The organism is Roseinatronobacter sp. S2 (genome assembly GCF_029581395.1).
Classification (GTDB): domain Bacteria; phylum Pseudomonadota; class Alphaproteobacteria; order Rhodobacterales; family Rhodobacteraceae; genus Roseinatronobacter.
In genome coordinates, this window is sequence record NZ_CP121113.1 from 2,458,421 (window position 1) to 2,483,626 (window position 25,206).

Sequence of the window (25,206 nt, forward strand, 5' to 3'; positions counted from 1 at the left end):
GCGCCGCTTCTGTCCAAACACAACACAGCTCTGAAAACCCGCCCGTCGCATTCTCGGGGGGGCCGCCGGTTAAGGATACAGGGTATCCCTGTAAATCCCGCGCCATAACACCGCTTCTGCACGCATCGCATGTGACCATACCGCCGCACAGATCACTCAGTTGCGACGCAACAGATAGATATCCATGATCCATCCATGCGCGGCCCGCAATTCTGCGCGCAACCGCGTAATCCGCGACGCGACATCGGCCAAAGGCCCTGCCACCAGTGCTTGTTGCGGCATGCCCAGATAGGCCCCCCACCAGATATACAGCCCCTGCGGCGGCAGCACGTCAAATGCACTGCCCGCATCCAGCATCACCGCCACACTATCCGCACCATCAGGCCAGCCGCCCTCGCGCAACTGCCGGCCGGTTGTAATAATCACCGGCGCACCAATCGTGTTCAGCGCAATCGCATGTGCCGCAGTAAGGGCCGACAGGCTGGTAATTCCGGGCACAACAGACACGCGCAACGCCATCCCGTCCGCACCCAGCCGCGCGGCAATGCGCAGGCTGCTGTCATATAACGACGGATCGCCCCAGACCATCAGTGCGACCCGCCCACCATCAGGCAGATGCGCTGCAATCTGGCCCGCCCATGTCTGCGCGATGGCCTCATGCCAATCCTGCACCCGCCCCAGATATTCCCCGCGGCTGTCGCGCACGGGCAGGTCGAACTCGGCCAGTTTGACATCGGTGCTCAGAACATCGGCACAAACCATGCGGCGCAGATCCAGCAGCTCCGCCTTCTCCGCCCCCTTGCGCGGCAGCAAGATAAGATCCGCCTCGTTCAAGGCACGGATCGCGGCGCGCGTCAGGTGCTCGGGATTGCCGGTTCCAATCCCCACAAGGCTCAGCTCGATCATGCCCCGTCCCCGTCCGACAAAGGCCCGTAAAGTATCAACGCAGGCCCCCCCTGCCCCGGCGCATCCAGCAACGCGACCGCAAGCTGCCCGACTGTCGACCGTGTCAGGCTCTGATCAGGGTGGCTTACATTCTCGGCCAGAAGCGCGGGCGTGTCGGCAGGCAGGCCCGCCGCCATCAGTGATTGCGCCAGTTCGGGAAAGGTCCGCTTGGGCATAAACACCACAGTCATCGCCTGCGCATCGGCCAATGCCGCCATATGCAACCCTTCGGGCAAGGCACCGCGCACATCATGGCCGGTGACAAACTGCACCCGCCGTGCATTCAGGCGCCGCGTCAGCGGTATACCGGCAGCGGCAGCCGCCGCACTGGCCGATGTGACACCGGGGATCACCTCAAATCCGATGCCCGCCGCACGACATGCCGTGATCTCCTCCTCCAGCCGGCCGAATACACCCGGATCGCCGGACTTCAACCGCACCACCCGCGCCCCCCCCAAGGCATACTCCACCAGCAACCGGCTGACATGATCCTGCTTTGGCGACGGGCGGCCTGCGCGTTTGCCCACAGCCACCAGTTCCGCCCCCTGCCGCGCATGCCCCAGAACAGGCCCCGACGACAGATCGTCAAACAAAACCGCATCTGCCTGCTTCAACCGCGCCACGGCCTTCAGCGTCAGCAGTTCCGGATCGCCCGGTCCGGACCCCACAAATGACACAAACCCGCGCATCTCTGCCCCTTCATTCTGGTCTAAATATCCTCGGGGGTAAGGGCCGCAGGCCCGAGGGGGCAGACAGCCCCCTTCCCCTTTTTCGTGTCACAAAAATCCGCACATCGCGCGCCACATCATCATCCGTCTCCCTGATCCTCGGCAATCAGGTGAAAAAATGTCCCGCTGACATGGCCCTTGCATGATCCGGTTTCCGGCACAATATCGCCTTGGGCATCGCGCACCTGCGCCAGTGGCGCATCGGGCTGCGCAAGGATTGTCGAGTAATGGAATTCATGCCCGCGCAGGCCCGCACCGGCGGCGAACCCCGGCATTGGCAGGCGCAACTCGGCCCGCCGGTATCCAAGATGCATCTTGCGTTGCGCATATGATGTCACCAATCCCAACAGCCCCGCCATCTGGTGGCGCACGCCCTCCTTGTCGATCAACGCCTCTCCCAACGCCATGTAGCCGCCGCATTCCCCATGCACGGGGCGGGTGCGCGCATGCGCACACAAGGCCTCGCGAAACCGCGTTGCGGCCGCCAGACGGCCTGCATGCAATTCAGGGTATCCCCCCGGCAACCAGACCAGATCGGCGTCGCGGTCAGGCGCTTCATCAGCAAGCGGCGAAAACGGTATCACCTCGGCGCCCGCGCGCCGCCATCCTTCCAGCAAATGCGGATATGTGAAGGAAAACGCAGCATCGCGCGCCAGCGCTATGCGCTGTGCGGGCGGCTTGGGCAGCGGGGCCGTACCATAGTTCCGACCGGCGCGTGCGCATTGCACCAGCGCGTCCAGATCGACATGATCGCGCAGAAATGTCGCATAGCCGGATATCGCGCGCTCAAGGTCCGGGTGTTCCACAGCCTGCACCAGCCCCAGATGACGCTCCGGCAACACCAGATCCCCCCGCCGTGGCAAGGCCCCCAGCACAGGCAGGCCCGCTGCCTCCATGCCCAGCCGCACCAGCCGTTCATGGCGCGGGCTGGCCACACGGTTCAGGATCACCCCCGCAAAGGGCAGATCCGGCCAGTATCGCGCGAAACCCAGCGCCACCGCTGCCGCCGATTGCGCCTGCCCCGACACATCGACGACCAACACCACCGGCCAGCCCATCCGCTGCGCCAGCTCGGCGCTGGCCCCATGCCCGGACGCGCCCGGCTTCGCGACCCCGTCAAACAGCCCCATCGACCCTTCGGCCAGCACAATGTCGGCCTGTGCGGCCTGTCCGGCGATGGCATCCATCAGATCACCGCCCATGGCCCAACTGTCCAGATTATACGCCTCGCGCCCGCTGGCTGCGCGGTGAAAGGCGGGGTCAATATAATCCGGCCCGCTTTTGAACGGTTGAACGGCCAGACCTGCATCCCGCAAGGCGCGCAAGACCCCCAGCATCACAGTCGTCTTGCCCGTGCCCGATGCGGGGGCGGAAATCATCAATCCCGGAATCATTCGATACTGTCCTTATAGACCGAGTCTGCCGTCTGCGGGCGGAACCTGCGGTCATAATCGGGCGCATAAAGCGCACTTTCGGAAAACCCCTCGGCCGCCAGCGCAGGCCCCACCAGAATAAGCGCTGTGCGTTCCATGCTGCCGTCGATTTCAGCTTCAATACGGCCCAGTGTCGCGCGAATAATCCGCTGGTCGGGCCAGCTTGCCCGCCACACAACCGCAACCGCGCAATCCTCGCCGTAAAACGGCGTCAGATCGGCCACCACCTGCGTCAGGTTCTGGATCGACAGGTGAATGGCCAGTGTCGCGCCGGTTTTGGCGAAATTCGCCAATGTCTCGCGCGGGGGCATGGTGCTGGCGCGCCCCGGCGTGCGGGTCAGAACCAGCGATTGCGCGACTTCCGGCAGCGTCAGCTCGACCCCCAGCGCCGCCGCAGCCGCCGCAAACGCGGGCACGCCCGGCGTGACGGTATAGTCAATGCCAAGGCTGCGCAAACGGCGCAACTGCTCGGCCATGGCAGACCATACCGACAGATCCCCCGAATGCAGCCGCGCCACATCATGGCCTTGTGCATGGGCGGCGGTGATCTCCTCCATAATCTGGTCCAGCGACAAGGGCGCGGTGTTCACAATGCGCGCCCCTGCGGGGCAGTGCTGCAACACCGCCTCCGGCACCAGCGATCCCGCATACAGGCACACAGGGCATTGCGCGATCAGATCGCGGCCGCGCAAGGTCAGCAAATCCGCAGCCCCCGGCCCTGCCCCGATGAAATGAACACTCATTGCAACACCCTTCTTGCCAGCGCGCAGGTCGCCTGCCTGTCTTGCGACACAATGCGCGCAACCATGATCTGCGCCCCTGCCCTTGTGTCATTACCCTCAGCGCCAGACGCGGCCGCGACCAGCGCGCAGGCTTCGGCCACGCTGCCTGTGCCAAATGCCGCCAGCACGCGGGCAGATTGCGTCGGCGTGGCAATCCCGTCAATCGCCTGCACCGGAATGGCGATCAGCGGCAGGCCCGCGATCCGCGCCAGCGGTCCAAGCATGTCCGCGCGCCCTTCCAGACAGGCAAGCGCATCCAGACCGGCATGCTGCGCCATGCGCGCAATCAGCGCGCGCAAACTGGCAGGCCCCGCCCGCGACGTGCACCCAAACCCTGCAACAATCATCGTGCCACACTCCATTGCACAATCGGATAAGCGGCGCGCCAGCCGCGCCTGCCGCCCAGCGGCGCTGCCTCGGCCATCTCCAGCCGCATCAGATTGCCCCCTGCACGCGCGTGCCACTGCGCCAGCAAGGCCTCGCTTTCCAGCGTCACGGCATTGGCCACCACCCGCACACCTTGCGGCAGCATATCCCATAGCTGCTCCAGCATCCGCTCCGACATGCCGCCCCCGATGAACACCGCATCCGGCAAGGGCTGGTCCTGCAACACCTGTGGCGCGCGCCCTTCTATCACATGCAGGCGGTCTGCACCCAGATTATGCGCATTCTCACGCGCCCGCGCGGCACGCGCAGCATTCATCTCGAACCCTATCGCGCGCAGGGACGGGTGGGCCAGCACCCATTCTATCCCGACCGAACCGGACCCCGCGCCGATATCCCACAGCATCTCGCCCGCACGCGGCGCCAATGCCGACAAACTCAGCGCGCGCACCGCTTTTTTGGTGATCTGTCCGTCATGTGCAAACATCTCATCGGGCAATCCCGCCACAACCGGCATCGCCGCACCCGCGCCTGCAACTTCCAGCCCCACAAGAACCGGATGCGCCACATCGTGCAACGCATAGTCCCCGGCCACGGCCAGACGCACACGCGCGCGCCCGCCGCCCAGCGCTTCCATGACATGCAAGCGGCTGTCGCCAAACCCAAGTCCCGCCAGATACCCCGCAAGGCCACCCACCGCCGCGCCATCACGCAGCAGCACCAGCACACGCACCCCTCGCGCCAGATACGGACGCAGCCGTGTCAGGGGCGCTGCATGCAGCCCCAGACAGGCGACACTCTCCAACGGCCAGCCCAACTGCGCGGCGGCCAGCGAAAATGCCGATGGCGCAGGCAGCGCCACCCAGTCTTCGCGCGGCAAGTGCCGCGTCACGCTTGTGCCCGCACCAAACCAGAACGGGTCGCCCGATGCCAGCATCACCACACGACGCCCCCGCTGCGCCAGCAGCAGCTCGATGCCATCAGAAAACGGGACCGGCCATTCCAGCACCTCGCAGTCCAGATCCGGCAGCAACGCCAGATGACGCCCCGCCCCCATGACGATCTCGGCACGCGACAGCGCGTCACGGCTTGCATCTGACAGCCCGTTCAGGCCATCTTCGCCAAGTCCGACAATCGTCAACCACGGGGCACGCTCAGCCATGCAAAACATCCTTGTCCTCGGCGGCACGATAGAAGCCACACGCCTTGTCGCCGAACTGGCCCGCGCGGGCCTGCCCGCGACCCTCAGCTACGCAGGCCGCGTTGATCGCCCGAAACCCCAGCCGGTGCCGGTGCGCGTGGGCGGGTTTGGCGGCGCGGACGGGCTGGCACAATATTTGCGCACACATCATATCACCCATCTGGTCGATGCAACCCATCCGTTCGCCGCCACGATCAGCACCAATGCGATGCGCGCAGCCCGGCTTGCGGGCACGCCGCTGCTGGCGCTGACCCGCCCTGCATGGATCGCAGGCGATGGCGATCTGTGGACGCATGTTGCGGACATCCCTGCTGCCGTGGCCGCCCTCAACGTGCCACGGCGCACCATCATGCTGGCCCTCGGGCGGATGCATCTGCATGCTTTCGCGGCCCGGCCTGCGCATCGCTACCTTCTGCGTCTGGTCGATCCGCCGCAAACCCCACCCCCCTTGCCCGACCACCATATCATCATCGACCGTGGCCCGTTTGATGTGACCTCTGACAAGGGGCTGATGCAGGCGCATGGCATCGATCTGGTTGTGTCCAAGAATGCGGGCGGCACCGGCGCACAGGCAAAACTGATCGCCGCGCGCCAGTTGCAGATTCCGGTCCTGATGATCGACCGCCCCGCCCTGCCCGACCGCGCGCAGACCCATGACATCGCATCTGTCCTTGACTGGGTGCGCACCTGACCACGCGGCCCCAATTCCGCTTTCATTCTGGCAAAAATATCCGCGGGGGGTGAATTGGGCCATATGGCCCAAGAGGGGGGCAGACAGCCCCCCTTCCCCCCACAGGCCAATCATGCCGACCTCGGGGTATACAGGATCGGCCCGCGCGGGGTGTCGATCACCCGCGTCAGGCTTGATCCGACAATCACCATCGTGCGCATATCTGCCATCTCCGGCAGCGCTTCGGTCAGCGGCACAATACGCAAGTCTTCCTGCGCTGTGCTGACCGCGCGGGCAAACAGAACGGGGCGCGCATCGGCGCAGGCTTCGCGCAAGACATCCAGCGCGCGCGCAAAGCCCTCGGGGCGCGATTTCGAGCGCGGGTTATAGAATGCCATCGCAAAATCACCCTCGGCGGCCAGTCGCAGGCGTTTCTCGATCAGTGCCCATGGTTTCAGGTTGTCGCTCAGGTTGATGGCGCAGAAATCATGGCCCAAGGGGGCGCCCGCTTTTGCGGCGGCCGCCAGCATCGCGGTAATCCCCGGCAGCACGCGTATATCCAGCGCGCGCCACGCCTCCGGCCCTGCCTCCAGCGCTTCGAACACGGCTGACGCCATGGCAAACACGCCCGGATCACCGGACGACACCACCACCACGCGTTTGCCCGCCGCCGCCATGTCCAGCGCGTGGGCCGCGCGGTCCAGTTCCACGCGGTTGTCGCTGGCATGCAATGTCAGCCCGTCGCGCGGGGCCACGCGCGCCACATAGGGAATATAGCCCACCACATCGGTGGCCGCATCCAGCGCCGCGCGCACTTCGGGCGTCACCAGCGCCTCATCCCCCGGACCAAGCCCCGCAATGGCGACCCAGCCGCTCATGGTCTGCGCCCCTGACCATGGATCAGCACGATCGAGAAATAGGGCGTCACCTCGCCCGCCTCTGCCAACCGCTGCACGCGCTGGCGGGGCATTTGCGCATATTCCACCATCCACGCATCCTCCAGCCGTCCCGCAGTTTGCAAGGCGCGTTTCAGCTTGGGCAGGTTGCGCCCGATCTTCATGACCACCAGCGCATCCGTGGCCGCGATCCTGTCGGCCAGCACATGCTCGGGCAATGTGGCCATCAGCACGGTCAGCACATCATCCCCCCATGTGATGGGCTGGCCCGTGGCTGTCCACGCGCCCGACATGCCGGTAATTGCGGGCACCACATCCACCGGCACCACATCTTTCAGACGTGTGTAGATGTGCATGAAAGAGCCGTAGAAAAACGGGTCCCCCTCGCACAGGACAACCACATCCGCGCCCCCTGCGGCCAGCGCGCGCAAATAGTCGGTGCATTGCGTATAGAAAGCCGAAAGCATTGTATTATAGCGCGGGTCGGACACGGGTATTTCCGTGGTGACAGGGTATTCCATCGGAAATTCGACCGCATTCGGGTGCAGCATACCGTCAACAATCGCGCGCGCCTGTCCCTTGCGCCCTGCCTTGCGGAAAAAAGCCACATGCTGCGCGCCGCGCACCAGACGGTCAGCGCGCACACTCATCAGGTCTTGCGCGCCGGGGCCAAGGCCCACGCCATAGATCGTGCCCGCACTCATTCCTTGCGGCTCGCGATGGCGTTGATCGCCGCAACCGTGATCGCGCTGCCACCCAGACGGCCTCTGACGATGCAGCTTGGCACCGGCTGCGCGGCCCAAAGCGCGTCCTTGGATTCCATCGCGCCCACAAACCCCACAGGGCAGCCGATAATCGCGGCGGGGCGCGGGCAATCCGGGTCTTCCAGCATGTTCAGCAGGTGAAATAGGGCCGTTGGCGCATTGCCAATGGCAACCAATGCACCTGCCAGATGGGGCCGCCACAATTCCAGTGCGGCGGCCGACCGCGTGTTGCCCATCTCGCGCGCCATCTGCGGCACGCGCGGGTCGCGCAGGGTGCAGATAACCTCGTTTTCTGCGGGCAGGCGCGGGCGGGTCACCCCTTCGGACACCATATAGGCATCGCACAGGATGGGCGCGCCCGCGTCCAGCGCTGCGCGGGCCGCAGTGGCAAAATCGGGCGAGAAGTGAACAAACTCCTCCAGCCCGACCATACCGGCGGCGTGGATCATGCGCACGGCGATGGGTTCTTCATCCGCTGTGAAACGGCCCAGATCGGCCTCGGCCCGGATGGTGGCAAAGGATTGCAGGTAGATCGCGGCACCATCAGTCTCATAGGTGTAGGGCATTATAATCTTTCAAAACGGGTCAATATCTGGGATCGCGAAAGTCCGGTTGCGTCTGTCCGCCCCTGCATGATCAGATCGAAGCGACCATCACGACCGATCAGGGTGATATCCGCAGCACGCGCCCTTGCGCAACCCTTTGCACAGCCCGACACATGCAGGCTGCCGTCGACCATGGGCGCCAGTTCCAGCGCAAGCGCGCGGGTTTCAACACTGGCCTGCGGGCATAGCGGCGCGCCTGCACAGGCATCAACGCGCAAGGCGGGGTGGTCTGGTGTCACAATCAGGCTGGCAGGCAGTGCAGGCGCGGCAGTCACACCTTCCAGAACAAGGCAACGCCACGGGGTCACACGCATGGCGGGCACATCCGACACGGCCAGAACCTGCGCCAGATCCCGCGCAATGATCTGGCCGAAAGCCGCACCGACAACCAGCCCCAAGGGCATTGCACCGGCCCTGAATGGCGCGCGCGAGGGCGGCGCGGGCGCGGCGTCCCATATGGCCCAGTCGGGCAGCGGGGCATGATGGCGGGCCATACGGCCCGATTGCGCGCCACCCGTGTCCACAAACCAGCGGCACAGCCGGATCAGGCTGTCAATTTCCTGCCCGTGCTGCAACGCCATGCCCAGCGCGCGGCCTTCGGCGCGCAGGGTCAGCCCGTGCTGACCGCACTCAATACGGAAATCGGCGGGGTCATTCGACAGCACCGGCGCAGGGCCTGCATCCATGGCAAAGCCCATCTTGGGCGGCAGTTCCGGCAACTCCGCCAGCCGCCCAGCCAATTCGGCCCAAAGCCGTGCACTGTCATCGCCATCTGCCCAATCGGGTGCAATCAGGATATTGCGGCGCGACTCCAGATCAGCATCCGAATCCAGCAAATCAAGCGCGGCCAGCGCCTGTTGCAAGGGCGCAAGCGCCGCATCGCTGACGCCACGAATTTGCAGATTGGCGCGGTTGGTCAAATCGATCAGCCCTGCACCAAAACTTTGCGCCGCATCACACAATCCCAATGCCTGCGCGCGTGTCAACCGTGCCAGACGCGGACGCACCCGAACCACCCAGCCGTCGCCGGATTGCATGGGCCGCAACGCGCCGGGGCACCACCCTTTCACGTCAAATTCAGTCATGCGCCAACCCCGCAAGAATGGAATTCCTGCGTGTCACCCACAGGCCCGCATCATGCAATGCGGCAAACCGCGCTTTCATCGCCGCGAGCGCTGCGGGGTTTTCCCGTTCAAGAAACGCGCACACCGCATCATCGCCCAGTGTTGCATCATGATATAGGTCAATCAGTTGCGGCGGAACGGCGGCGGCCAGATGGGCAAAAGCCGCCAGATGGTCCAGTGTGGCGGCAATTTCCGCGCCGCCGCGGAAACCATGCGCCATCATGCCCCTGATCCACACCGGATTTGCCGCGCGCGCCCGCACCACACGCGCGATTTCTTCGGTCAATGTGCGGGCGCGCGGGTCATCGGGGCGTGTGGCATCCATATGATACAGCGCGGCCTGCCCGCCTGTGATGGCTTGGGCGGCGGCAAAGCCTGCTTCATGGGCGGCGTAATCCTGCGCCAGCAACAGGTCGGTTTCGGGCAAATCCTGCAAATGCACGAAGGCATCCGCGCTTGCCACGCGCGCGGCAATGCCATCGGGGTCGTGCTGGCCGGTATCAATTGCATGCGACGACGCCGCCAGCCATGCGCGCCCTGCCTGTTCGCGGGCATCTTGGGAATAATCGTCAACCATGCCCCCCATGCCAAGCCCGTAGCTGCCCGGCGCGGGACCATACACACGCGCGCCGCCCTGCCCGACAAAGGGGTTCCAGTCCGGTGCTTCATCGCGCGCGGCCAGCGCGGCCACAGCCTGCCCGAACAAGGTGGAAAGCTGCGGAAACACATCGCGAAACAGGCCAGAGACGCGCAAGGTCACATCAAGTCGCGGGCGGTCCAGTTCCGCGATGGGTAGAATTTCCACGCCAGAGACGCGCGATGACCCTGCGTCCCAGACGGGCCGCGCGCCCAGCAGGTGCAACGCCATGGCGAATTCCTCGCCCGCCGTGCGCATGGTGGCGCTGCCCCACAGGTCCACGACCAGCGCGCGCGGCCAGTCGCCATGATCCTGCAAATGACGGCGCACCAACTCATCCGCCAGCTTGACACCCTGCGCATAGGCCGCACGGGATGGCACGGCGCGCGGGTCGGTGGTGAACATATTGCGCCCTGTGGGCAGCACATCGGACCGCCCGCGATGGGGGGACCCGGATGGGCCGGGGGCCACAAAACGCCCAGACAGCGCGGCCTGAAGCCCTGCGCGTTCGGCCGCGCCTTGATCACCACGCCCGAAAATATGCAACCCTTCACCAAACTGGCTTTCCTTCACATCGCACACGAAACGGTCGATGCGGGTGATTGCCTCTGCCAGACAGTCCGCGCCGTCCAGCCCCAGTTCAGCGCCCAGACCCAGTGCATCTGCCTCCGTGCGTATATCACCTTGCAGCCGGTCGCGGCGGGCGGGGTCCAGCCCGTCGGCGTTGGAAAATTCGTCGAGCAGCGCTTCCAGTTGCGCCAGCCCAGCACCTGTCTGCGCGGCGACCATTGGCGGCGGCACATGTCCCAGTGTCACGGCACCGATGCGGCGTTTGGCCTGCGCGGCCTCGCCCGGGTCATTGACGATAAACGGATAGATCACCGGCAGATCGCGGACCAGCGCTTCCGGCCAGCAATCATCCGACAGGGCCACAGACTTGCCCGGCAACCATTCCAGCGTCCCATGCGCGCCGACATGCACCAGCACATCTGCGCATTCGCGCAACCAAAGATAGAACGCCACATAGGCATGACGCGGGGTGCGCCCAAGGTCGTGATATTCATCATCGCGCAACGCGGGCGTGCCGCGTTCGGGTTGCAGCGCAACAAGCGTCTGATCAAGCTGCACTGCCGCGAAGGCAAAGCCCGCATCACCGCAAGCGGGGTCATCTTCGGGGGCACCCCATGCGGCAAACAGATCGTTGCGCAGCGCGTCGGGCAGGCGGTCCAATGCGGCGCGATAGGCGGCCAACGGCCAACGCAGATGCCGCACCTGTAGCGCATCGGCCAGCGCGCGGGCATCAGGGGCTTGCGCGCCGATGTCGTGCAAAATGGCGCTGGCGCTTTCCAGCGCGTCCAGCCCCACCGCATGCGCCATATTCCAGCCCTTGCCGGGATATGTGGACAACACAAGGGCCGTGCGGCGCTGCGGCGCGGGCAAATCCTGCAAACGGACCCATGCGCATACACGGTTTGCAATCGCGTCAATGCGCGGGGCTTCAGCGCAATGCTCGGCGCGGGCGAATTGCAGGTCTGGGTCGGGGGCGGTGAATTCCTTGAAACTGGCCACCCCTGCAAACAAACGCCCGTCCACTTCCGGCAAGACCACATGCATGGCCAGATCGGCAGGCGACAACCCGCGCGCGGCGTCTTGCCAGCGCTGCCTGTCGTTTGTTGCAAACGCCACCTGAAACACGGGCACACCGGCGGCTTCCAGCACGGCCCCGCCATCCGCGCCTTGGGCGGAAAAGGCTGTGGCGTTCACCACCGCTTTGGGGGCCAGTTCCCTGACCCAGCGGGTCAACCATGCCCGCGCCTGCGGCTCCTTCAGGGATGGCACGAACAGCGCCAGCGCATCAAAACCGCGCGCGTCCATCGCGTGGGCCAGCGCGCGGATCGGGGCCAGATCGGCCGCAGCAAGGTAGGAGCGGTAGAACACGATCAGAACGCGCGGGCGTTCAGACCCAAACCTGAACGCGGCCGGACATGTGATGCCGCCATGCTGCCAGCCGCCCACCTGCGCCACAACGCGCACCCCGCGCACCGGCGGCGCATAAAGGCCCGATGCCAGCGCAAGCTGCTGAAGCGCAGCTTGCGCTGCAACCTCGCCGCCCGTATCGCACAGATGGCACAACCGCCTTAGCGTGCTGACAGGCAGGGTCGAGATGGCATCAAGTGCAGGGTCCGGGCGGCCATCGGCGGGCAGCACCGCCAGCGCGATGCCCTTTTGCTGCGCAAGGCCGCGCACCTGTTGCAACCCGTAGGCCCAATAAGGCGCGCCCCCGATCAGCCGGATCAGAATACCCTTGGCCCCTGACAGCGTGTTTTCGACATAGGTATCCACCGACAGCGGATGTTTCAGCGCGGCCAGATTGGCCAGCCGCACTGACGGCAGGCTGTCGCCCGCCTTGCGCCATCCTGCCGCGAAAGCGCCCAGATCACTGTCGGAAAACGACAACACCACCAGATCAGCCGGGCTTTGGCCCAGATCGGTGGGTGTGTCGACTTCATCCAGCCCGTGGCTTTCGCGAAAGATGACATGCATCGCGGATCAGTCCCCGAGTGCGGCGCGAATGGCGGCCTCGTTTACATGATCATGCTCGGCGATCACGACAAGGCGGGTGATGCGCGGCTCGTCCGCTTTCCACGGACGGTCGAACTGGTGGCGCACCCGCGCCCCCACCGCCTGAACCAGCAACCGCATGGGCTTGCCGCGCACCGCTGCATAGCCCTTGATGCGCAAGATATGCTGCGCATCGGCCAGATGCATGATGCGCTTGGCAAATTCATCGGGATCGGAGATTTCACCCAACTCCAGCATGATTGTGTCGAAATCATCATGTTCGTGATCATGATGCCCGTCATGATGCGACGGGCGCGCGGCAAGATCATCTTCTGCCCCTGCTTCCAGCCCCAGCAATACAGCCACATCCACCACCCCTTCAGAGACTTCGATCACCGGCAACGGGCGCGGCGCTTCGGCGGCGATGATGTCGCGTGCGCGCGCCACACCTTCGGGTCCGGCCAGATCGGGCTTGGTCAGCAGCACAAGATCGGCACAGGCGATCTGGTCCTCGAACACCTCGGACAGGGGCGTTTCGTGATCAATGCTGTCATCGGCTGCGCGCTGCGCATCCACGGCGGCCACATCGGGGGCAAAACGTCCTGCCGCCACGGCCTCGGCATCGGCCAGCGCGATGACACCGTCGACGGTAATGCGCGATCGGATGGCAGGCCAGTCAAACGCTTTCAGCAGCGGCTTGGGCAATGCCAGCCCTGATGTTTCAATCACGATATGATCGGGCTTGGGATCCAGCTTCAAAAGCGCCTCGACCGTGGGAATGAAATCATCGGCGACGGTGCAGCAGATGCAGCCATTCGACAGCTCGACAATGTTTTCCGCCGGACAATCCGGAATAGCGCAGGACTTCAGGATCTCGCCATCGACACCGACAGTGCCGAATTCATTGACCACGACAGCCAGCCGCCGCCCGCCCGCATTGCGGATCAGATGGCTGATAAGCGTGGTTTTACCCGCGCCCAGAAAGCCGGTGATGATGGTGACAGGGGTTTTTGACAGGTCAGACATTGGGGGCCTCCAGCGGCGGTATGCGTGCGATGCAGTTCTTGCGGAAATGTTCGGGGCGGTCGCGCCACGGCACAAGGCCGCCTTCGGCGTCGCGGTATTTCTGCGCGCCCTCGATAACGGTGGTCACATGCGATTCCGGCGTCAGATTGCCATATACATAGGTCCAGGCACCCGGCTTGCGCAATGCAATCGTGCATCCGCGCGAGCAGTTGGACAGGCAGTCCACGGCAATGATGCGCAGCCCTTCGGGGGCGGCATCAAGCAACGCCTGCACCAGTTGCGCGCCGGGGCGCGTGTCCGGGTCCGGCATGGCCAGCGGATTGGCGGGGTTGGCGCTGCGGCATGTGGCGCAGACCAGAAGATCGACAGTGTCTTGGGGCATGAAAAGCTCCGGTTCAGGAATGGGCCAGCGCGACGGTTTCAAACATGAAGGCAAGCCCCACGCCCATACAGACAGCCGCAGCCAAGCTGGCCTGAAGCGCGTTCATGGACCGGTGGAACCACTTTGTCAGCCCGTCTGCAACAAAAGCAAAACTTGGGGCTTGCAGGACCCGGTCGCCATTTGCGCCCAAAGAACCAGTCAGGTGCTCGGCCCCGTCCGCATCGACATGGGATTGGCGGCGATCATGGCTGTAGCTATGCGCCTGATCGGCGCTGTCTGCGCCTTGTTGCTGCACTTCGGCGCCCGGCACTGAAAAGGCGATATGCCCGGCCACAAGCACATATGTGCCCGCAGCCAGTCCCGGACCCGCCATTAAGTTGCGAGAGTTCTTCATTCGTCCACTTTCCCGCGCGACCACCCGCCACGCGATACAGGGGGCGGGGGACATTCGGGCGGTGAAGGGGGGCTGCGGCGCCTGTCCCGACACAAGCCCAACCAGACACCCCGCCGGTTGAAATGCCCCGATGGGGCGGCCTTGATGCTGGCAGGTCTCCCGGCTTGCGGATGTCAGGTTTCCCTGGTGGGATTACCTGTCGGTCGGCCCGCCTTCCCGTCCATTGGGGACAGTGGCATCGGGCGACCTCTCCGGTCACGGTCGCGGGGGCGGCTGTGCTTGGGGCTTGATCTTATGATCCGGCCTTGTCACATTCCCTTTTCACCTGTCATGAACAGGCACCAGCCCCCTTCTCTTGCGCGCCCGCGCGCCATGAGTCAAGCAAGGAAACGACCAGATGCCCGACACCACCGACGCCACCCGCCACCGCGACAAGATGCAAAAGATCAAGGCCGCGCGCGACCGGATGATGGAAGGCAAGACTGGCGAAAAAGGGCTGATCATCGTCCATACAGGCGCGGGCAAGGGCAAGTCCTCTTCGGGCTTTGGCATGATCATGCGGTGTATCGCGCATGAGATACCTTGTGCCGTGGTCCAGTTCATCAAAGGCAACTGGACCACGGGCGAACGCGAGTTCCTGCGCGCACGCTTTGCCGATGAATGCACATTTGTCGTGTCGGGCGAAGGTTTTACATGGGAAACACAGGACCGCGACCGCGACATCGCTGCCGCGCGCGCGGGCTGGGAGCAGGCAAAGGCGCTGATCCGCAACCCCGATATCCGGTTTGTGCTTCTGGATGAAATCAACATCGCGCTGCGCTATGATTATCTTCCCCTGGAAGAGGTGCTTGCATTCCTGCGCGACGAAAAGCCGCCCATGACCCATGTTGTGCTGACCGGACGCAACGCCAAACCGGAGTTGATCGAGATGGCCGATCTGGTCACCGAAATGACATTGATCAAGCATCCGTTCCGCGACGGCATCAAGGCCCAGAAAGGTGTTGAATTCTGAAAGCCGCGGCCCCTGCCCTAACCGGCATCGGGGGCCAGCCCCCAACGCGCTGCGCGCGTTTCCCCCGGGATATTGGGACCAGAATGAAATCAGGAAGTCCGGTTAACGGGCGCCGCGTTTCGGGCTGTCGAAACAGGGGAAACGCGGCGCTTTCACTCTGGACGGTCATCGGGATCCCTCCCTGTACCGTTCTTGTATCCTCGTCGAAACAGGTTAATAAATGGTGTCTTTCATTCTGGCCCAAATATCCCCGCCGGAGGCGCAGCTTGATGCAAAGCCCCGTCCTTTACGCAAATGGCATGCATGATGACGCATAGTGTCAGGGTCAGCGGCCATTTCGGGGAATGGATACAAGGCAGGCTTGGCCCTGATGGTCCGGTTGTCCTGATCACCATGCCTTGTTGCAAGACAGGGGTGAACGCAGCCCTTTTGCGCGCAAGCAGCATCGCACATCCCGAACCTCACCTGACTGCCGATCATTATTGCAGCCATGTCCTGCACCGCTTTGTATCTGCATTAAACCTTCACGCGCGGGGTCATTTGCAGGTTGTGCCTGATGTTGCGGCAGGGCTTGGCACGGGCGTGTCCACCGCTGGTCTGATGGGCCTTGCGCGACTGGGCGGTTGGGACGGTGCGCCGCAACAGCTTGCGCACGCCTGCATTCAGGCAGAAGGCGCGTCAGACCCGCTGATGTTTCCCGAACCGGAGCAGTTGCTGTGGGGGTCGCGCGACGGGAGTGTGCACGCGCATCTGCCCCCCCTGCCGCGCTATGAGATCATCGGCGGGTTCTGGGGTGGCCCGCGCCCCACTGATGCGTCTGATGATGATTTTCCCGACATATCGGATATTGTGGCACGCTGGCGCGATGCGCGCGATCTTGCGGATTTTGCCGGGCTTGCATCTGAAAGCGCGCGGCGCTGTCTTGCCCGTCGCGGCCCTGCCGGTGACCCGACCGCAGCGCTGGCAGATCAACTTGGCGCGCTGGGGTGGAGCATGGCGCATACGGGTGCCGCAAGGGGGTTGGTTTTCGCCCCAAACAGTGCGCCGCCATATGCACAAGATGCATTGCGCAAGGCCGGATATACGGGTGTGATGCATTTTGAAGGGGGCCATGAATGAACCATGCGGCAATTATTCTGGTTGCCATTGCCCTTGATCTTGGGATTGGCTGGCCTGACGGGTTGTATCGCCGGATTGGTCACCCTGTCACATGGATGGGTGCCGCCATCCGCACGCTGGAGGCGCTTTGGAACAAACCAACGGTCGGTTTTGCGGCGCGCAAATTCCGGGGGGTGGTGGTGGCAGTGCTGGTCATTGCCAGCAGCGCCGCCTTAGCATTTCTGGCGCAAGCGGCGTTGCCGTCCGGTTGGGTCGGGATACTGTTGGGCGGGGTTCTGGTCTGGCCGTTTATTGCGCTGCGTTCAATGCATAATCATGTTGCAGCGATCATTCCGCCCCTGCAGGCCGGTGACTTGGCGCGCGCGCGCCATGAGGTGTCGATGATTGTCGGGCGCGACCCGTCGCAGCTGGACGCCGAGGGCGTGGCGCGCGCTGCGACCGAGAGTCTGGCCGAGAATACGTCCGACGGCATTGTCGCGCCAATCTTCTGGGGCCTTGTCGGGGGATTGCCAGGAATTGTTGCCTATAAGGCCATCAACACGCTTGATTCGATGATCGGCTATCGCAGCCCACGATATGTGGCCTTTGGCTGGGCATCCGCGCGCATTGACGATCTGGTAAATCTGGTGCCAGCGCGGCTGACGGGGGTAATTTTCGCACTGGTCTCGGCACGCCCGCGCGCGGCATTGGCCAGTATGCTGCGCGATGCCCGCCTGCACCGGTCCCCGAATGCCGGATGGCCAGAATCCGCGATGGCAGGCGCGCTTGGCGTCCGGCTGTCAGGTCCGCGTATCTATGACGGCACGGCAACGGATGACCCGTGGGTGAACGGCACCTGCCCTGACCCGAAAGCCGCCGATTTGCGCAAGGCTTTGGCACTTTACCGGCGTGCAATGGCGGCCATGACAGCGGGTGTGGCCGTGCTTGCGGTGCTGTGGATCTGACAAATGGCGACAGATCGCCGTGCGGCCACCGCCCCCGCCGCGCCTTTATGGGCAACCGCCCGTTTCACCGACCCGTGCAAAACGGGTTTCCCCTGCGGTCAAACCGCGATAGCCTGCCTGTGTCTGGTGCCCGTCCTGCGCAGCCTTGCGCCCATAGCGGGAGAATCGGGAATGCGGTGCAAATCCGCAACGTGCCCAACGCTGTAAGGTGGATGGCGCTGCAAAATGCCACTGGCCAACAGGCCGGGAAGGCGCAGTTGCCGCTGAAACCAAGTCAGAAGACCGGCCAGATGCAACCGGGCCGCCCGCTGGTCAACGGGGGGTCGTGACTGTGACAGGGGATAGTGTCATGCAGCCACCCGAAACACCTGCACCTGCGGGGCCATTTTCGCAATCCGAACAAGACGCCGTGTATCGTGCCATCTTTACCCGCCGTGATGTGCGCAGCCAGTTCACCGACCGGCCCGTCAGCAATGCCCTGCTGATGCGGCTGTTGACGGCCGCGCATCACGCGCCGTCCGTGGGCTTCATGCAGCCATGGAATTTCATTGTGATCCGCAGTGCAGCGGTCAAGGCGCAGGTTCAGGATGCGTTTTCGCGTGCCAATGCCGAAGCGGTCGGGATGTTTCCCGAAGATCGCCGCCCGCTGTATTCCGCGCTGAAGCTGGAAGGGATTGCCACAGCGCCGGTCAATCTGTGCATCACCTGCGACCGCACACGCGGTGGCAAGGTCGTTTTGGGGCGCACGCATAACAGGGACATGGATATATACTCGACCGTGTGCGCGGTGCAAAACCTTTGGCTGGCCGCGCGCGCCGAAGGGCTGGGCGTGGGCTGGGTCAGTATATTCCATGAGGGCGACATGCGCATGATCCTGAACCTGCCCGACCATGTGGTGCCGGTGGCCTATCTGTGTATCGGGCATGTCGACAGCCTGTATCAGACACCGGAATTGCAGGCCAAAGGATGGCAGGACCGCCTGAGCCTTGAGGATCTTGTATTCGCAGACCGCTGGGGGAATGCCAAAGCCCCGCAGGACTAGGTCAAGGCGGGTAGCGTTGCTGGCACGGCACATGGTCTTGCGCGTCTTGAACGAGCGGCATCATGGAACTAGACACGGCAGGTATGGGCATTCTGACAAATGCGCCCGAACCAGCCCCATACCAGCAAAGGCTCAGGACAGAATGCGCGATCATGGCGGGAATTTGGACGCAGCAATTGCCCGCCATGGCGGCGAGGGTTGGATTGACCTGTCCACAGGTATCAACCGCCGCCCCTACCCTGTGCCACCCCTGCCGGACGCGGTCTGGCATGGGCTGCCAACCGCACAGGCGCAACATGAACTGGTTGCCGCCGCCGCGCAGGCGTGGGGTGCAGCGCCGCAACTTGCGGGGTTGGCGCTGGGCGGGGCGCAGGCGGCCATCCAGCTTGTCCCGCATCTGTGGCCCGAAACCGGCCGCGCCTGTGTCCTTGCGCCCAGCTATAATGAGCATGCCGCCTGTTTGCGCGCGGCAGGTTGGGATGTGCATGACAGCGCATCACTGGGTGACATGGCCGGTGCAGATCTGGCCGTTCTGGTGAACCCCAACAACCCCGATGGCCGCTGCTGGCCCGCGAAGGCAGTGCTGGAGCTGGCACAAAATGTGGGGTTTCTGGTCGTCGACGAAAGTTTTGCCGACACCACACCGGATTTATCCGTGCTGCCACATGACACCGCCCCAGATAACCTTCTGGTTTTGCGGTCTTTTGGTAAATTTTACGGGTTGGCCGGTCTGCGGCTTGGCTTTGCATTTGGTGCAAGGCCGGTGATCGCGCGGCTGGCGGAAATGGCGGGTCCGTGGCCTATTTCCGGCGCGGCAATAGCAATCGGGTGCCATGCGCTTGCAGATAAACCCTGGGCTGATGCCATGCGCAGGCAGTTACTGATTGATGCAGACCGCGCGGACCAACTGCTGCGGCAGGCGGGCTGGAACTGCATTGGCGGCACCAGTCTGTTTCGCCTGTATGACACACCGGATGCACAGGCCGCACGCGATCATCTGGCACAACATCAGATCTGGTCGCGGATATTTCCCTACTCCAGGCACTGGCTGCGGCTTGGCCTGCCGGGACCAGAGGCGGAATGGAACAGGCTTGAAAGCGCCCTGCCGATACCACAGGCTGGTTAAGGATTCCCTGCGCGCCTGAATGCCTGTTCGGGCGGCCTTGCTGCGCAAGCACGCGCGGCTTGGGGGCATTCGTCTGCATCGATCTGCCACCCGCAGGACTTTCAACTTAAACCTTCCCACGCAAGCATATGATTTTTTTGTATTTTTGATAATTTTTGAAGCTGATCCTCGGCTTTGTGTTCCCAGCAGGGAGCAGCGCCACACCCTGCAAAACTATGCAGGAATCGCTGTCACGCTACAAACAATCCACAGGAAATTCCTGATCTACTTGCGATTTCGCTTTACTCAAAGGCGGAATGGGCACACCATATGTAGTAATAAAAGGCAAAAATACGCGCATTTGTAGATCTACACACCTTGTTTAGTAGCCCTGTCAGGGGCGCTGACAATAACCAGAACGAGGCGGGCATGTCGGCAACGGAATTCTACCTTACAAATGATCCGGTCCACCCGATCGACATTGTCGAGACGCTGGCGGCCGACCATGACTGGGATTTCGACCGAATGGGCGAGGATCAGATCGCCATGGTCGTCGAGGGGCAGTGGCGCAGTTATGCGCTGACGCTGGCCTTGTCGCCTGAAGAAGACATGCTGCGCCTGATCTGCACCTTTGAAATGGACCCACCCGAGGGCGCGCTGCCCGCACTTTATGAAACCGTCAGCCGCGCCAATGACATGGTCTGGTCCGGTGCGTTCAGTTTCTGGGCTGAGCAGCGCCTGATGGTGTGGCGATATGGCCTGCTGCTGGGCATGGACCAAACCGCCGAGGTTGAGCAGATTGACCGCATGATCCGCAGCGCGCTGATGGCCGCAGAACGGTTTTATCCGGCATTCCAGCTGGTAGCCTGGGCAGATCACAGCCCGCAAGCGGCGCTTGATCTGGCATTGGCCGAAGCGGTCGGGCACGCCTGACCACCTGCGCATCCGTCCCATTTGACTACCCCCGTTTCCCCTTGACGCGGGGGAAGTGCAGCGCAACAACTGCTGGGAAACCACAAGGGGGCATTATGACACTCGACCGGATAAACACGCACGGCATGGTATTGATGGGCTGCGGCAAGATGGGGTCTGCCCTGCTGGCAGGCTGGCTTGCGCAGGGTGTTCCAGCCACAAGTGTCCATGTTGTTGAACCGCATCCTTCCGATTGGCTGCGCGCAAGCGGCGTTTGCCTGAATGAGCCCTTGCCCGATGCACCTGCGGTGGTGGTGCTGGCGGTCAAGCCGCAGATGATGGGCAATGCCTTGCCTGCGCTACAGACCTTCGGAAACGGCAAAACGCTGTTTTTATCTATCGCTGCGGGCACACAGCTGGCGCGGTTTAACGAAATTCTGGGCGCGCAGACACCGATCATACGGGCCATGCCCAACATCCCTGCTGCGGTCGGGCAGGGCATTTCGGCATTGATTGGCAATGACAAGGCGTCCGAACAGGATATCGCGCTGGCAGAAGAACTGCTTGCCGCTGTCGGCCAGACTGTGCGGCTGGAGGATGAATCGCAGATAGATTCCGTGACGGGCCTGTCAGGGTCCGGCCCTGCCTATGTCTTTCACATGATCGAAGCCATGGCACGCGCGGGCGAATCGCAAGGCCTGTCCCCTGATCTGGCCATGAAACTGGCGCGCGCAACTGTGATCGGGGCCGCGGCACTGGCCCGCGATACAACCGATTCGGCGGAACAACTGCGCATAAATGTCACCAGCCCGGGCGGCACCACGGCGGCAGCTTTGGCCTTGCTGATGGATGAAACCGACGGCCTGCCGCCGCTGATGGTGCGCGCGGTCAGGGCTGCGGCAGACCGGTCGCGGGAACTGGCGAAATGACAGACGCCATCAGTTTCGATGATTTTCTGAAGGTCGATATCCGCGCGGGGCGCATCATCCGCGCGGAACCCTTTCCCGAAGCGCGCAAGCCCGCAATCAAGCTGTGGATCGATTTCGGGCCGGATCTGGGCGAGAAGAAATCATCAGCGCAGATCACCGAACTTTATGCGCCGGACGCGCTGATCGGGCGACAGGTCATGGCGGTGGTAAATTTCCCGCCCCGCCAGATTGGCCCCTTTATGTCGGAAGTTCTGGTGCTGGGCGCATCGGATGCCCAAGGGCGTATCTCGCTGCTGGCCCCTGACCATGACGTGCCACAGGGCGCGCGGATGCATTAAGGCCATCGCTATGAAAGAACTCTATATCACCCGCCCCCTGCCCGACCGCGTGCTGGACCGCGCCCGCAGTCATTTCAACGTGACGCTGCGCGACCAGACCACACCATTGAAAAAGGGCGAGATGCGCGCCGCACTTGTGTTGTATGATGTGATCATCCCGACCCTGGGCGATTTGTTCACCGCCGAAGTTTTTGCCGGAATGGAAACGGCGCGCTGCCGGTTGCTGGCGAATTTCGGGGTTGGGTATAATCACATTGATGTTGCCGCCGCACAGCAGGCAGGCATTTGCGTGACCAACACACCCGGTGCAGTGACAGACGCAACCGCCGATATCGCTCTTATGCTGATACTGATGAGCGCGCGGCGCGCAGGCGAAGGCGAGCGGCTGGTGCGCAAGGGCAAATGGTCGGGCTGGCACCCGACGCAAATGCTGGGCCTGCATCTTGGCGGCAAGACCTGCGGCATTATCGGGATGGGCCGCATTGGGCAGGCCATTGCAAAACGCGTGCATTTCGGGCTGGGGATGGATGTGATCTATCACAACCGCTCTCCGCGCGTGGTTGATATGCCAGCGCGCCAACTGGACAATATCGCGGATGTTCTGGCGGCGTCCGATGTCGTTGTGCTGGCCGTTCCGGGCGGTGCGGACACGCGCCACCTGATTGGCGCGCCAGAGCTGGCATCCATGCAACCGCACGCGCATCTGGTCAATATCTCGCGCGGGGATGTTGTCGATGAGGGCGCGTTGATTGCCGCCCTGCAACAAGGCCGGATTGCGGGTGCGGGACTGGATGTCTATGAATTTGAACCCGACGTGCCAGTGGCCCTGCGCGTGATGGAAAACGTGACGCTTCTGCCGCATCTGGGCACGGCGGCGCTGGACGTGCGCGAGGGAATGGGCATGATGGCACTGGACAACGCCATTGCGCATGCAACAGGGCAAGCGTTGCTGAACCCGGTCTGACGCTTGCGAAGGCTGCTGCGGGATTTGCGCGCGCCACCTAGTGTCAAAAATCGGGTTTGGGCGCAGTTGGACTTTTGCGGCCGTTGAGGCTATGAAAAATACCCGCGCCAGCGGTGGGCCGGGGTCTGCCGATCCAACGCCAGTGAAGTTCAATTTATGCAGGCTGCATATTCCTGCCATCAAAGGCTTGGCGTATCGCTGGCCAAATCGGCAGGCCGCGGGACGGCCCGCCGATGGCGCGGCGGCCTTCGGCCTTTGCGCCGCGCCCTTGGGGCTTTGCCAATGTCTGCAAAAGGCCCGAAAACCCGCGAAAGGGCGTTCCGGCCTGATCAGGTCAGGCTAGAGCATATCACGTTCATTCGCATTCACGAGACATACTCTAACTTATTGATTTCGCATGTTCGAGAAGCTCAAAACCGGTTCCCACTTTTGAGCAACATGCTCTATAGCCGCTATTCCATCGCTTCCAACTCGTCGATAAAGCCCGCGATCATCTGCAAGCCCTTGTCCCAGAAGGCGGGGTCGCTGGCGTCCAGCCCGAAAGGTGCCAGAAGTTCCTTATGGTGCTTGGACCCGCCTGCGGCCAGCATGTCAAAATACTTCTCCTGAAAGCCCTCGGGGGCATCACGATAGGCGGCATAAAGCGCGTTCACCAGCCCGTCGCCAAACGCATAGGCATAGACATAAAACGGCGAATGCACGAAATGCGGAATATAGGCCCAGAAGGTTTCATACCCGTCCATATACTCGAACACCGGCCCAAGGCTTTCGGCCTGCACGCTCATCCATAGGGCATTGATGTCATCAGGCGTCAATTCCCCCTCGCGGCGCGCGGCATGCAGCTTGCATTCGAAATCATAAAACGCAATCTGGCGCACGACCGTGTTGATCATATCCTCGACCTTGCCAGCCAGCAGAACCTTACGCTCGGACTGCGTTTTCGCCTGTGCCAGCATTTTCTGGAAGGTCAGCATCTCGCCAAAGACAGATGCGGTTTCCGCAAGTGTCAGCGGCGTGGATGACAGCAATTCGCCCTGCCCTGCGGCCAGACGCTGGTGCACGCCATGCCCCAGTTCATGCGCCAGCGTCATCACATCGCGCGGCTTGCCCAAGTAGTTCAGCATCACGAACGGGTGCGCATCGGTCACTGTGGGGTGGGCAAATGCGCCCGGTGCCTTGCCCGGTTTCACGGCCGCATCAATCCAGCCCTGCGAAAAGAACGGCTCTGCCAGTTCGGCCAGTTTCGGCGAAAAGCCCGCATAGGCATCCAGCACGGTCTGGCGCGCATCATCCCAGTTGAACACGCGCGGCGCCTCCAGCGGCAGGGGCGCGTTGCGGTCCCAGACCTGTAGCTTCTCCAGCCCCATCCAGCGTGCTTTCAGCGCGTAGTACCGATGGCTCAGGTTTGGATAGGCGGCGACCACGGCATCGCGCAAGGCCTGCACGACTTCGGGTTCGACATGGTTCGACAGATGGCGCGCATGTTGCGCCGATGGCATCTTGCGCCAGCGATCCTCGATTTCCTTTTCCTTGGCCAACGTGTTGTGCACCCGCGCAAACAACTTCAACTGGCCCGAAAAAACAAAAGCAAGCGCCTGTGCCGCCGCCTGCCTGCGCGCACGGTCAGGGTCGGTCAGCAGGTTCAGCGTGGCTTCCAGCCCCAGTGGCTCGGGTTCACCCTGCACCTCGAAATGCAGGCCCGCCATGGTTTCATCAAACAGCCGGTTCCATGCCGCAGACCCGACCGTGGACTGGTCATGCAGGAATTTTTCCAGCTCGTCCGACAACTGGTGCGGGCGCATGGCGCGCATACGCTCGAACACCGGACGGTAACGCGCCAGATCGGCATTGCCTGATACCAGCACATCGAAATCGGCATCGTCAATGCGGTTCAACTCCAGCGAAAAGAACACCAGCGGGGTGGTCGCATCGGTCATGCGGTCTTGCGCATCGGCCATGAATTTGGCGCGTTCGGGATCGACAGTGTTTTGATAATAGCGCAACCCCGCATAGGACATCAGCCGCCCCGCGACCATGTCGATCTTTTCATAGCGCTGCACGCATACCAACATGTCCGCCGCCGACAGCTGCGCAAGCCTGCCTTCATATTCAGACGCGAATTCCGCGCATTCCTGCCGCAGCCAGTCAAAATCGCGGGTCAGTTCCGGCGCATCAGGGGCTGCGTAAAGCGCGCTTAAATCCCAATCGGGCAGGTTGCCGAATTCGGTCTTGGTGGTGCTTTGCTGGTCAAGGGGCATGGAACTCTCCGCTATATACTTGCCCCACACTTAGGCCGCGCGGACCCGCA

The 25,206-nt window shown here is 63.1% G+C and carries 25 protein-coding genes and 2 riboswitches; of the genes, 10 read left to right on the plus strand and 15 right to left on the minus strand.

Annotated features, from left to right (window positions below; genetic code table 11):
• Positions 1 to 156 precede the first annotated feature (156 nt).
• From cobF to cbiE, 6 genes are all read right to left on the minus strand, one after another.
• The gene (gene cobF, locus P8S53_RS11765; protein ID WP_277804157.1) at positions 157 to 906 is read right to left on the minus strand and encodes a precorrin-6A synthase (deacetylating); all 750 of its coding nucleotides are present in this window, start codon (positions 904 to 906) and stop codon (positions 157 to 159) included.
• Positions 903 to 1,634 carry a uroporphyrinogen-III C-methyltransferase gene (gene cobA / locus P8S53_RS11770; protein WP_277804158.1) on the minus strand — a complete coding sequence of 244 codons (732 nt, stop codon included), beginning with the start codon at positions 1,632 to 1,634 and terminating at the stop codon, positions 903 to 905. Before cobA ends, cobF begins: the two co-directional genes overlap by 4 nt.
• A gap of 119 nt (positions 1,635 to 1,753) precedes the next feature.
• The gene (locus P8S53_RS11775) at positions 1,754 to 3,067 is read right to left on the minus strand and encodes a cobyrinate a,c-diamide synthase (protein ID WP_277804159.1); all 1,314 of its coding nucleotides are present in this window, start codon (positions 3,065 to 3,067) and stop codon (positions 1,754 to 1,756) included.
• The gene (gene cobM / locus P8S53_RS11780; RefSeq protein ID WP_277804160.1) at positions 3,064 to 3,849 is read right to left on the minus strand and encodes a precorrin-4 C(11)-methyltransferase; all 786 of its coding nucleotides are present in this window, start codon (positions 3,847 to 3,849) and stop codon (positions 3,064 to 3,066) included. Before cobM ends, P8S53_RS11775 begins: the two co-directional genes overlap by 4 nt.
• Positions 3,846 to 4,235, minus strand: coding sequence for a cobalamin biosynthesis protein (locus P8S53_RS11785; protein WP_277804161.1), 390 nt, complete (start codon positions 4,233 to 4,235; stop codon positions 3,846 to 3,848). The genes cobM and P8S53_RS11785 overlap by 4 nt, the downstream gene beginning before the upstream one ends.
• On the minus strand, positions 4,232 to 5,434 hold the full coding sequence (cbiE, locus tag P8S53_RS11790; RefSeq protein ID WP_277804162.1) for a precorrin-6y C5,15-methyltransferase (decarboxylating) subunit CbiE: 1,203 nt from the start codon (positions 5,432 to 5,434) through the stop codon (positions 4,232 to 4,234). The genes P8S53_RS11785 and cbiE overlap by 4 nt, the downstream gene beginning before the upstream one ends.
• On the opposite strand from cbiE, the gene P8S53_RS11795 reads away from it, so the two are divergent.
• Positions 5,433 to 6,164 carry a cobalt-precorrin-6A reductase gene (locus tag P8S53_RS11795; protein ID WP_277804163.1) on the plus strand — a complete coding sequence of 244 codons (732 nt, stop codon included), beginning with the start codon at positions 5,433 to 5,435 and terminating at the stop codon, positions 6,162 to 6,164. The two genes, cbiE and P8S53_RS11795, sit on opposite strands and share 2 nt — an antisense overlap.
• A gap of 110 nt (positions 6,165 to 6,274) precedes the next feature.
• Here P8S53_RS11795 and cobJ read toward each other — a convergent pair whose 3' ends face one another.
• The 8 genes from cobJ to P8S53_RS11835 are packed head-to-tail and all read right to left on the minus strand — an operon-like array spanning position 6,275 to position 14,533.
• Positions 6,275 to 7,021, minus strand: a complete 747-nt coding sequence (gene cobJ, locus P8S53_RS11800; RefSeq protein ID WP_277804164.1) for a precorrin-3B C(17)-methyltransferase — start codon at positions 7,019 to 7,021, stop codon at positions 6,275 to 6,277.
• Complete coding sequence (cobI, locus tag P8S53_RS11805) at positions 7,018 to 7,743, minus strand: precorrin-2 C(20)-methyltransferase (protein WP_277804165.1); 726 nt, start codon at positions 7,741 to 7,743, stop codon at positions 7,018 to 7,020. Before cobI ends, cobJ begins: the two co-directional genes overlap by 4 nt.
• Complete coding sequence (locus tag P8S53_RS11810) at positions 7,740 to 8,369, minus strand: precorrin-8X methylmutase (protein ID WP_277804166.1); 630 nt, start codon at positions 8,367 to 8,369, stop codon at positions 7,740 to 7,742. The genes cobI and P8S53_RS11810 overlap by 4 nt, the downstream gene beginning before the upstream one ends.
• Complete coding sequence (locus P8S53_RS11815) at positions 8,369 to 9,493, minus strand: cobalamin biosynthesis protein CobG (protein WP_277804167.1); 1,125 nt, start codon at positions 9,491 to 9,493, stop codon at positions 8,369 to 8,371. The genes P8S53_RS11810 and P8S53_RS11815 overlap by 1 nt, the downstream gene beginning before the upstream one ends.
• A complete protein-coding gene (gene cobN / locus P8S53_RS11820) occupies positions 9,486 to 12,713 on the minus strand; it encodes a cobaltochelatase subunit CobN (protein WP_277804168.1) in 3,228 nt (1,075 codons plus the stop codon). The genes P8S53_RS11815 and cobN overlap by 8 nt, the downstream gene beginning before the upstream one ends.
• Before the next feature lie 6 nt (positions 12,714 to 12,719).
• Positions 12,720 to 13,757, minus strand: coding sequence for a cobalamin biosynthesis protein CobW (gene cobW / locus P8S53_RS11825; RefSeq protein ID WP_277804169.1), 1,038 nt, complete (start codon positions 13,755 to 13,757; stop codon positions 12,720 to 12,722).
• Positions 13,750 to 14,139 (minus strand): DUF1636 domain-containing protein, encoded by a 390-nt coding sequence (locus tag P8S53_RS11830; protein WP_277804170.1) that lies wholly within the window; start codon positions 14,137 to 14,139, stop codon positions 13,750 to 13,752. The genes cobW and P8S53_RS11830 overlap by 8 nt, the downstream gene beginning before the upstream one ends.
• A 13-nt stretch (positions 14,140 to 14,152) precedes the next feature.
• The gene (locus tag P8S53_RS11835) at positions 14,153 to 14,533 is read right to left on the minus strand and encodes a hypothetical protein (RefSeq protein ID WP_277804171.1); all 381 of its coding nucleotides are present in this window, start codon (positions 14,531 to 14,533) and stop codon (positions 14,153 to 14,155) included.
• 131 nt (positions 14,534 to 14,664) lie between these two features.
• Positions 14,665 to 14,894, minus strand: a riboswitch (cobalamin riboswitch).
• A 36-nt stretch (positions 14,895 to 14,930) separates the two neighbouring features.
• On the opposite strand from P8S53_RS11835, the gene cobO reads away from it, so the two are divergent.
• From cobO to P8S53_RS11880, 9 genes are all read left to right on the plus strand, one after another.
• Positions 14,931 to 15,545: a cob(I)yrinic acid a,c-diamide adenosyltransferase gene (cobO, locus tag P8S53_RS11840; RefSeq protein WP_277804172.1), complete on the plus strand. Its 615-nt coding sequence runs from the start codon at positions 14,931 to 14,933 to the stop codon at positions 15,543 to 15,545.
• Positions 15,546 to 15,848: 303 nt separating this feature from the next.
• Positions 15,849 to 16,664 (plus strand): hypothetical protein, encoded by an 816-nt coding sequence (locus P8S53_RS11845; RefSeq protein WP_277804173.1) that lies wholly within the window; start codon positions 15,849 to 15,851, stop codon positions 16,662 to 16,664.
• The gene (gene cbiB, locus P8S53_RS11850; RefSeq protein ID WP_277804174.1) at positions 16,661 to 17,608 is read left to right on the plus strand and encodes an adenosylcobinamide-phosphate synthase CbiB; all 948 of its coding nucleotides are present in this window, start codon (positions 16,661 to 16,663) and stop codon (positions 17,606 to 17,608) included. The genes P8S53_RS11845 and cbiB overlap by 4 nt, the downstream gene beginning before the upstream one ends.
• Positions 17,609 to 17,715: 107 nt before the next feature.
• Positions 17,716 to 17,914, plus strand: a riboswitch (cobalamin riboswitch).
• 43 nt (positions 17,915 to 17,957) lie between these two features.
• Complete coding sequence (gene bluB / locus P8S53_RS11855; RefSeq protein WP_277804175.1) at positions 17,958 to 18,650, plus strand: 5,6-dimethylbenzimidazole synthase; 693 nt, start codon at positions 17,958 to 17,960, stop codon at positions 18,648 to 18,650.
• Positions 18,651 to 18,792: 142 nt separating this feature from the next.
• Complete coding sequence (gene cobD / locus P8S53_RS11860; protein ID WP_306417801.1) at positions 18,793 to 19,776, plus strand: threonine-phosphate decarboxylase CobD; 984 nt, start codon at positions 18,793 to 18,795, stop codon at positions 19,774 to 19,776.
• Between the two features lie 408 nt (positions 19,777 to 20,184).
• Positions 20,185 to 20,688 carry a YbjN domain-containing protein gene (locus tag P8S53_RS11865; protein ID WP_277804177.1) on the plus strand — a complete coding sequence of 168 codons (504 nt, stop codon included), beginning with the start codon at positions 20,185 to 20,187 and terminating at the stop codon, positions 20,686 to 20,688.
• Between the two features lie 95 nt (positions 20,689 to 20,783).
• Positions 20,784 to 21,596, plus strand: a complete 813-nt coding sequence (gene proC / locus P8S53_RS11870; protein ID WP_277804178.1) for a pyrroline-5-carboxylate reductase — start codon at positions 20,784 to 20,786, stop codon at positions 21,594 to 21,596.
• Positions 21,593 to 21,934, plus strand: a complete 342-nt coding sequence (locus tag P8S53_RS11875) for a tRNA-binding protein (protein WP_277804179.1) — start codon at positions 21,593 to 21,595, stop codon at positions 21,932 to 21,934. The genes proC and P8S53_RS11875 overlap by 4 nt, the downstream gene beginning before the upstream one ends.
• A 10-nt stretch (positions 21,935 to 21,944) precedes the next feature.
• Positions 21,945 to 22,898 carry a D-glycerate dehydrogenase gene (locus P8S53_RS11880; RefSeq protein ID WP_277804180.1) on the plus strand — a complete coding sequence of 318 codons (954 nt, stop codon included), beginning with the start codon at positions 21,945 to 21,947 and terminating at the stop codon, positions 22,896 to 22,898.
• Positions 22,899 to 23,350: 452 nt separating this feature from the next.
• On the opposite strand, the gene P8S53_RS11885 is transcribed toward P8S53_RS11880, so the two are convergent.
• Entirely contained in the window at positions 23,351 to 25,156 is a 1,806-nt protein-coding gene (locus P8S53_RS11885) for a M3 family oligoendopeptidase (RefSeq protein ID WP_277804181.1), read from the minus strand.
• Positions 25,157 to 25,206 lie beyond the last annotated feature (50 nt).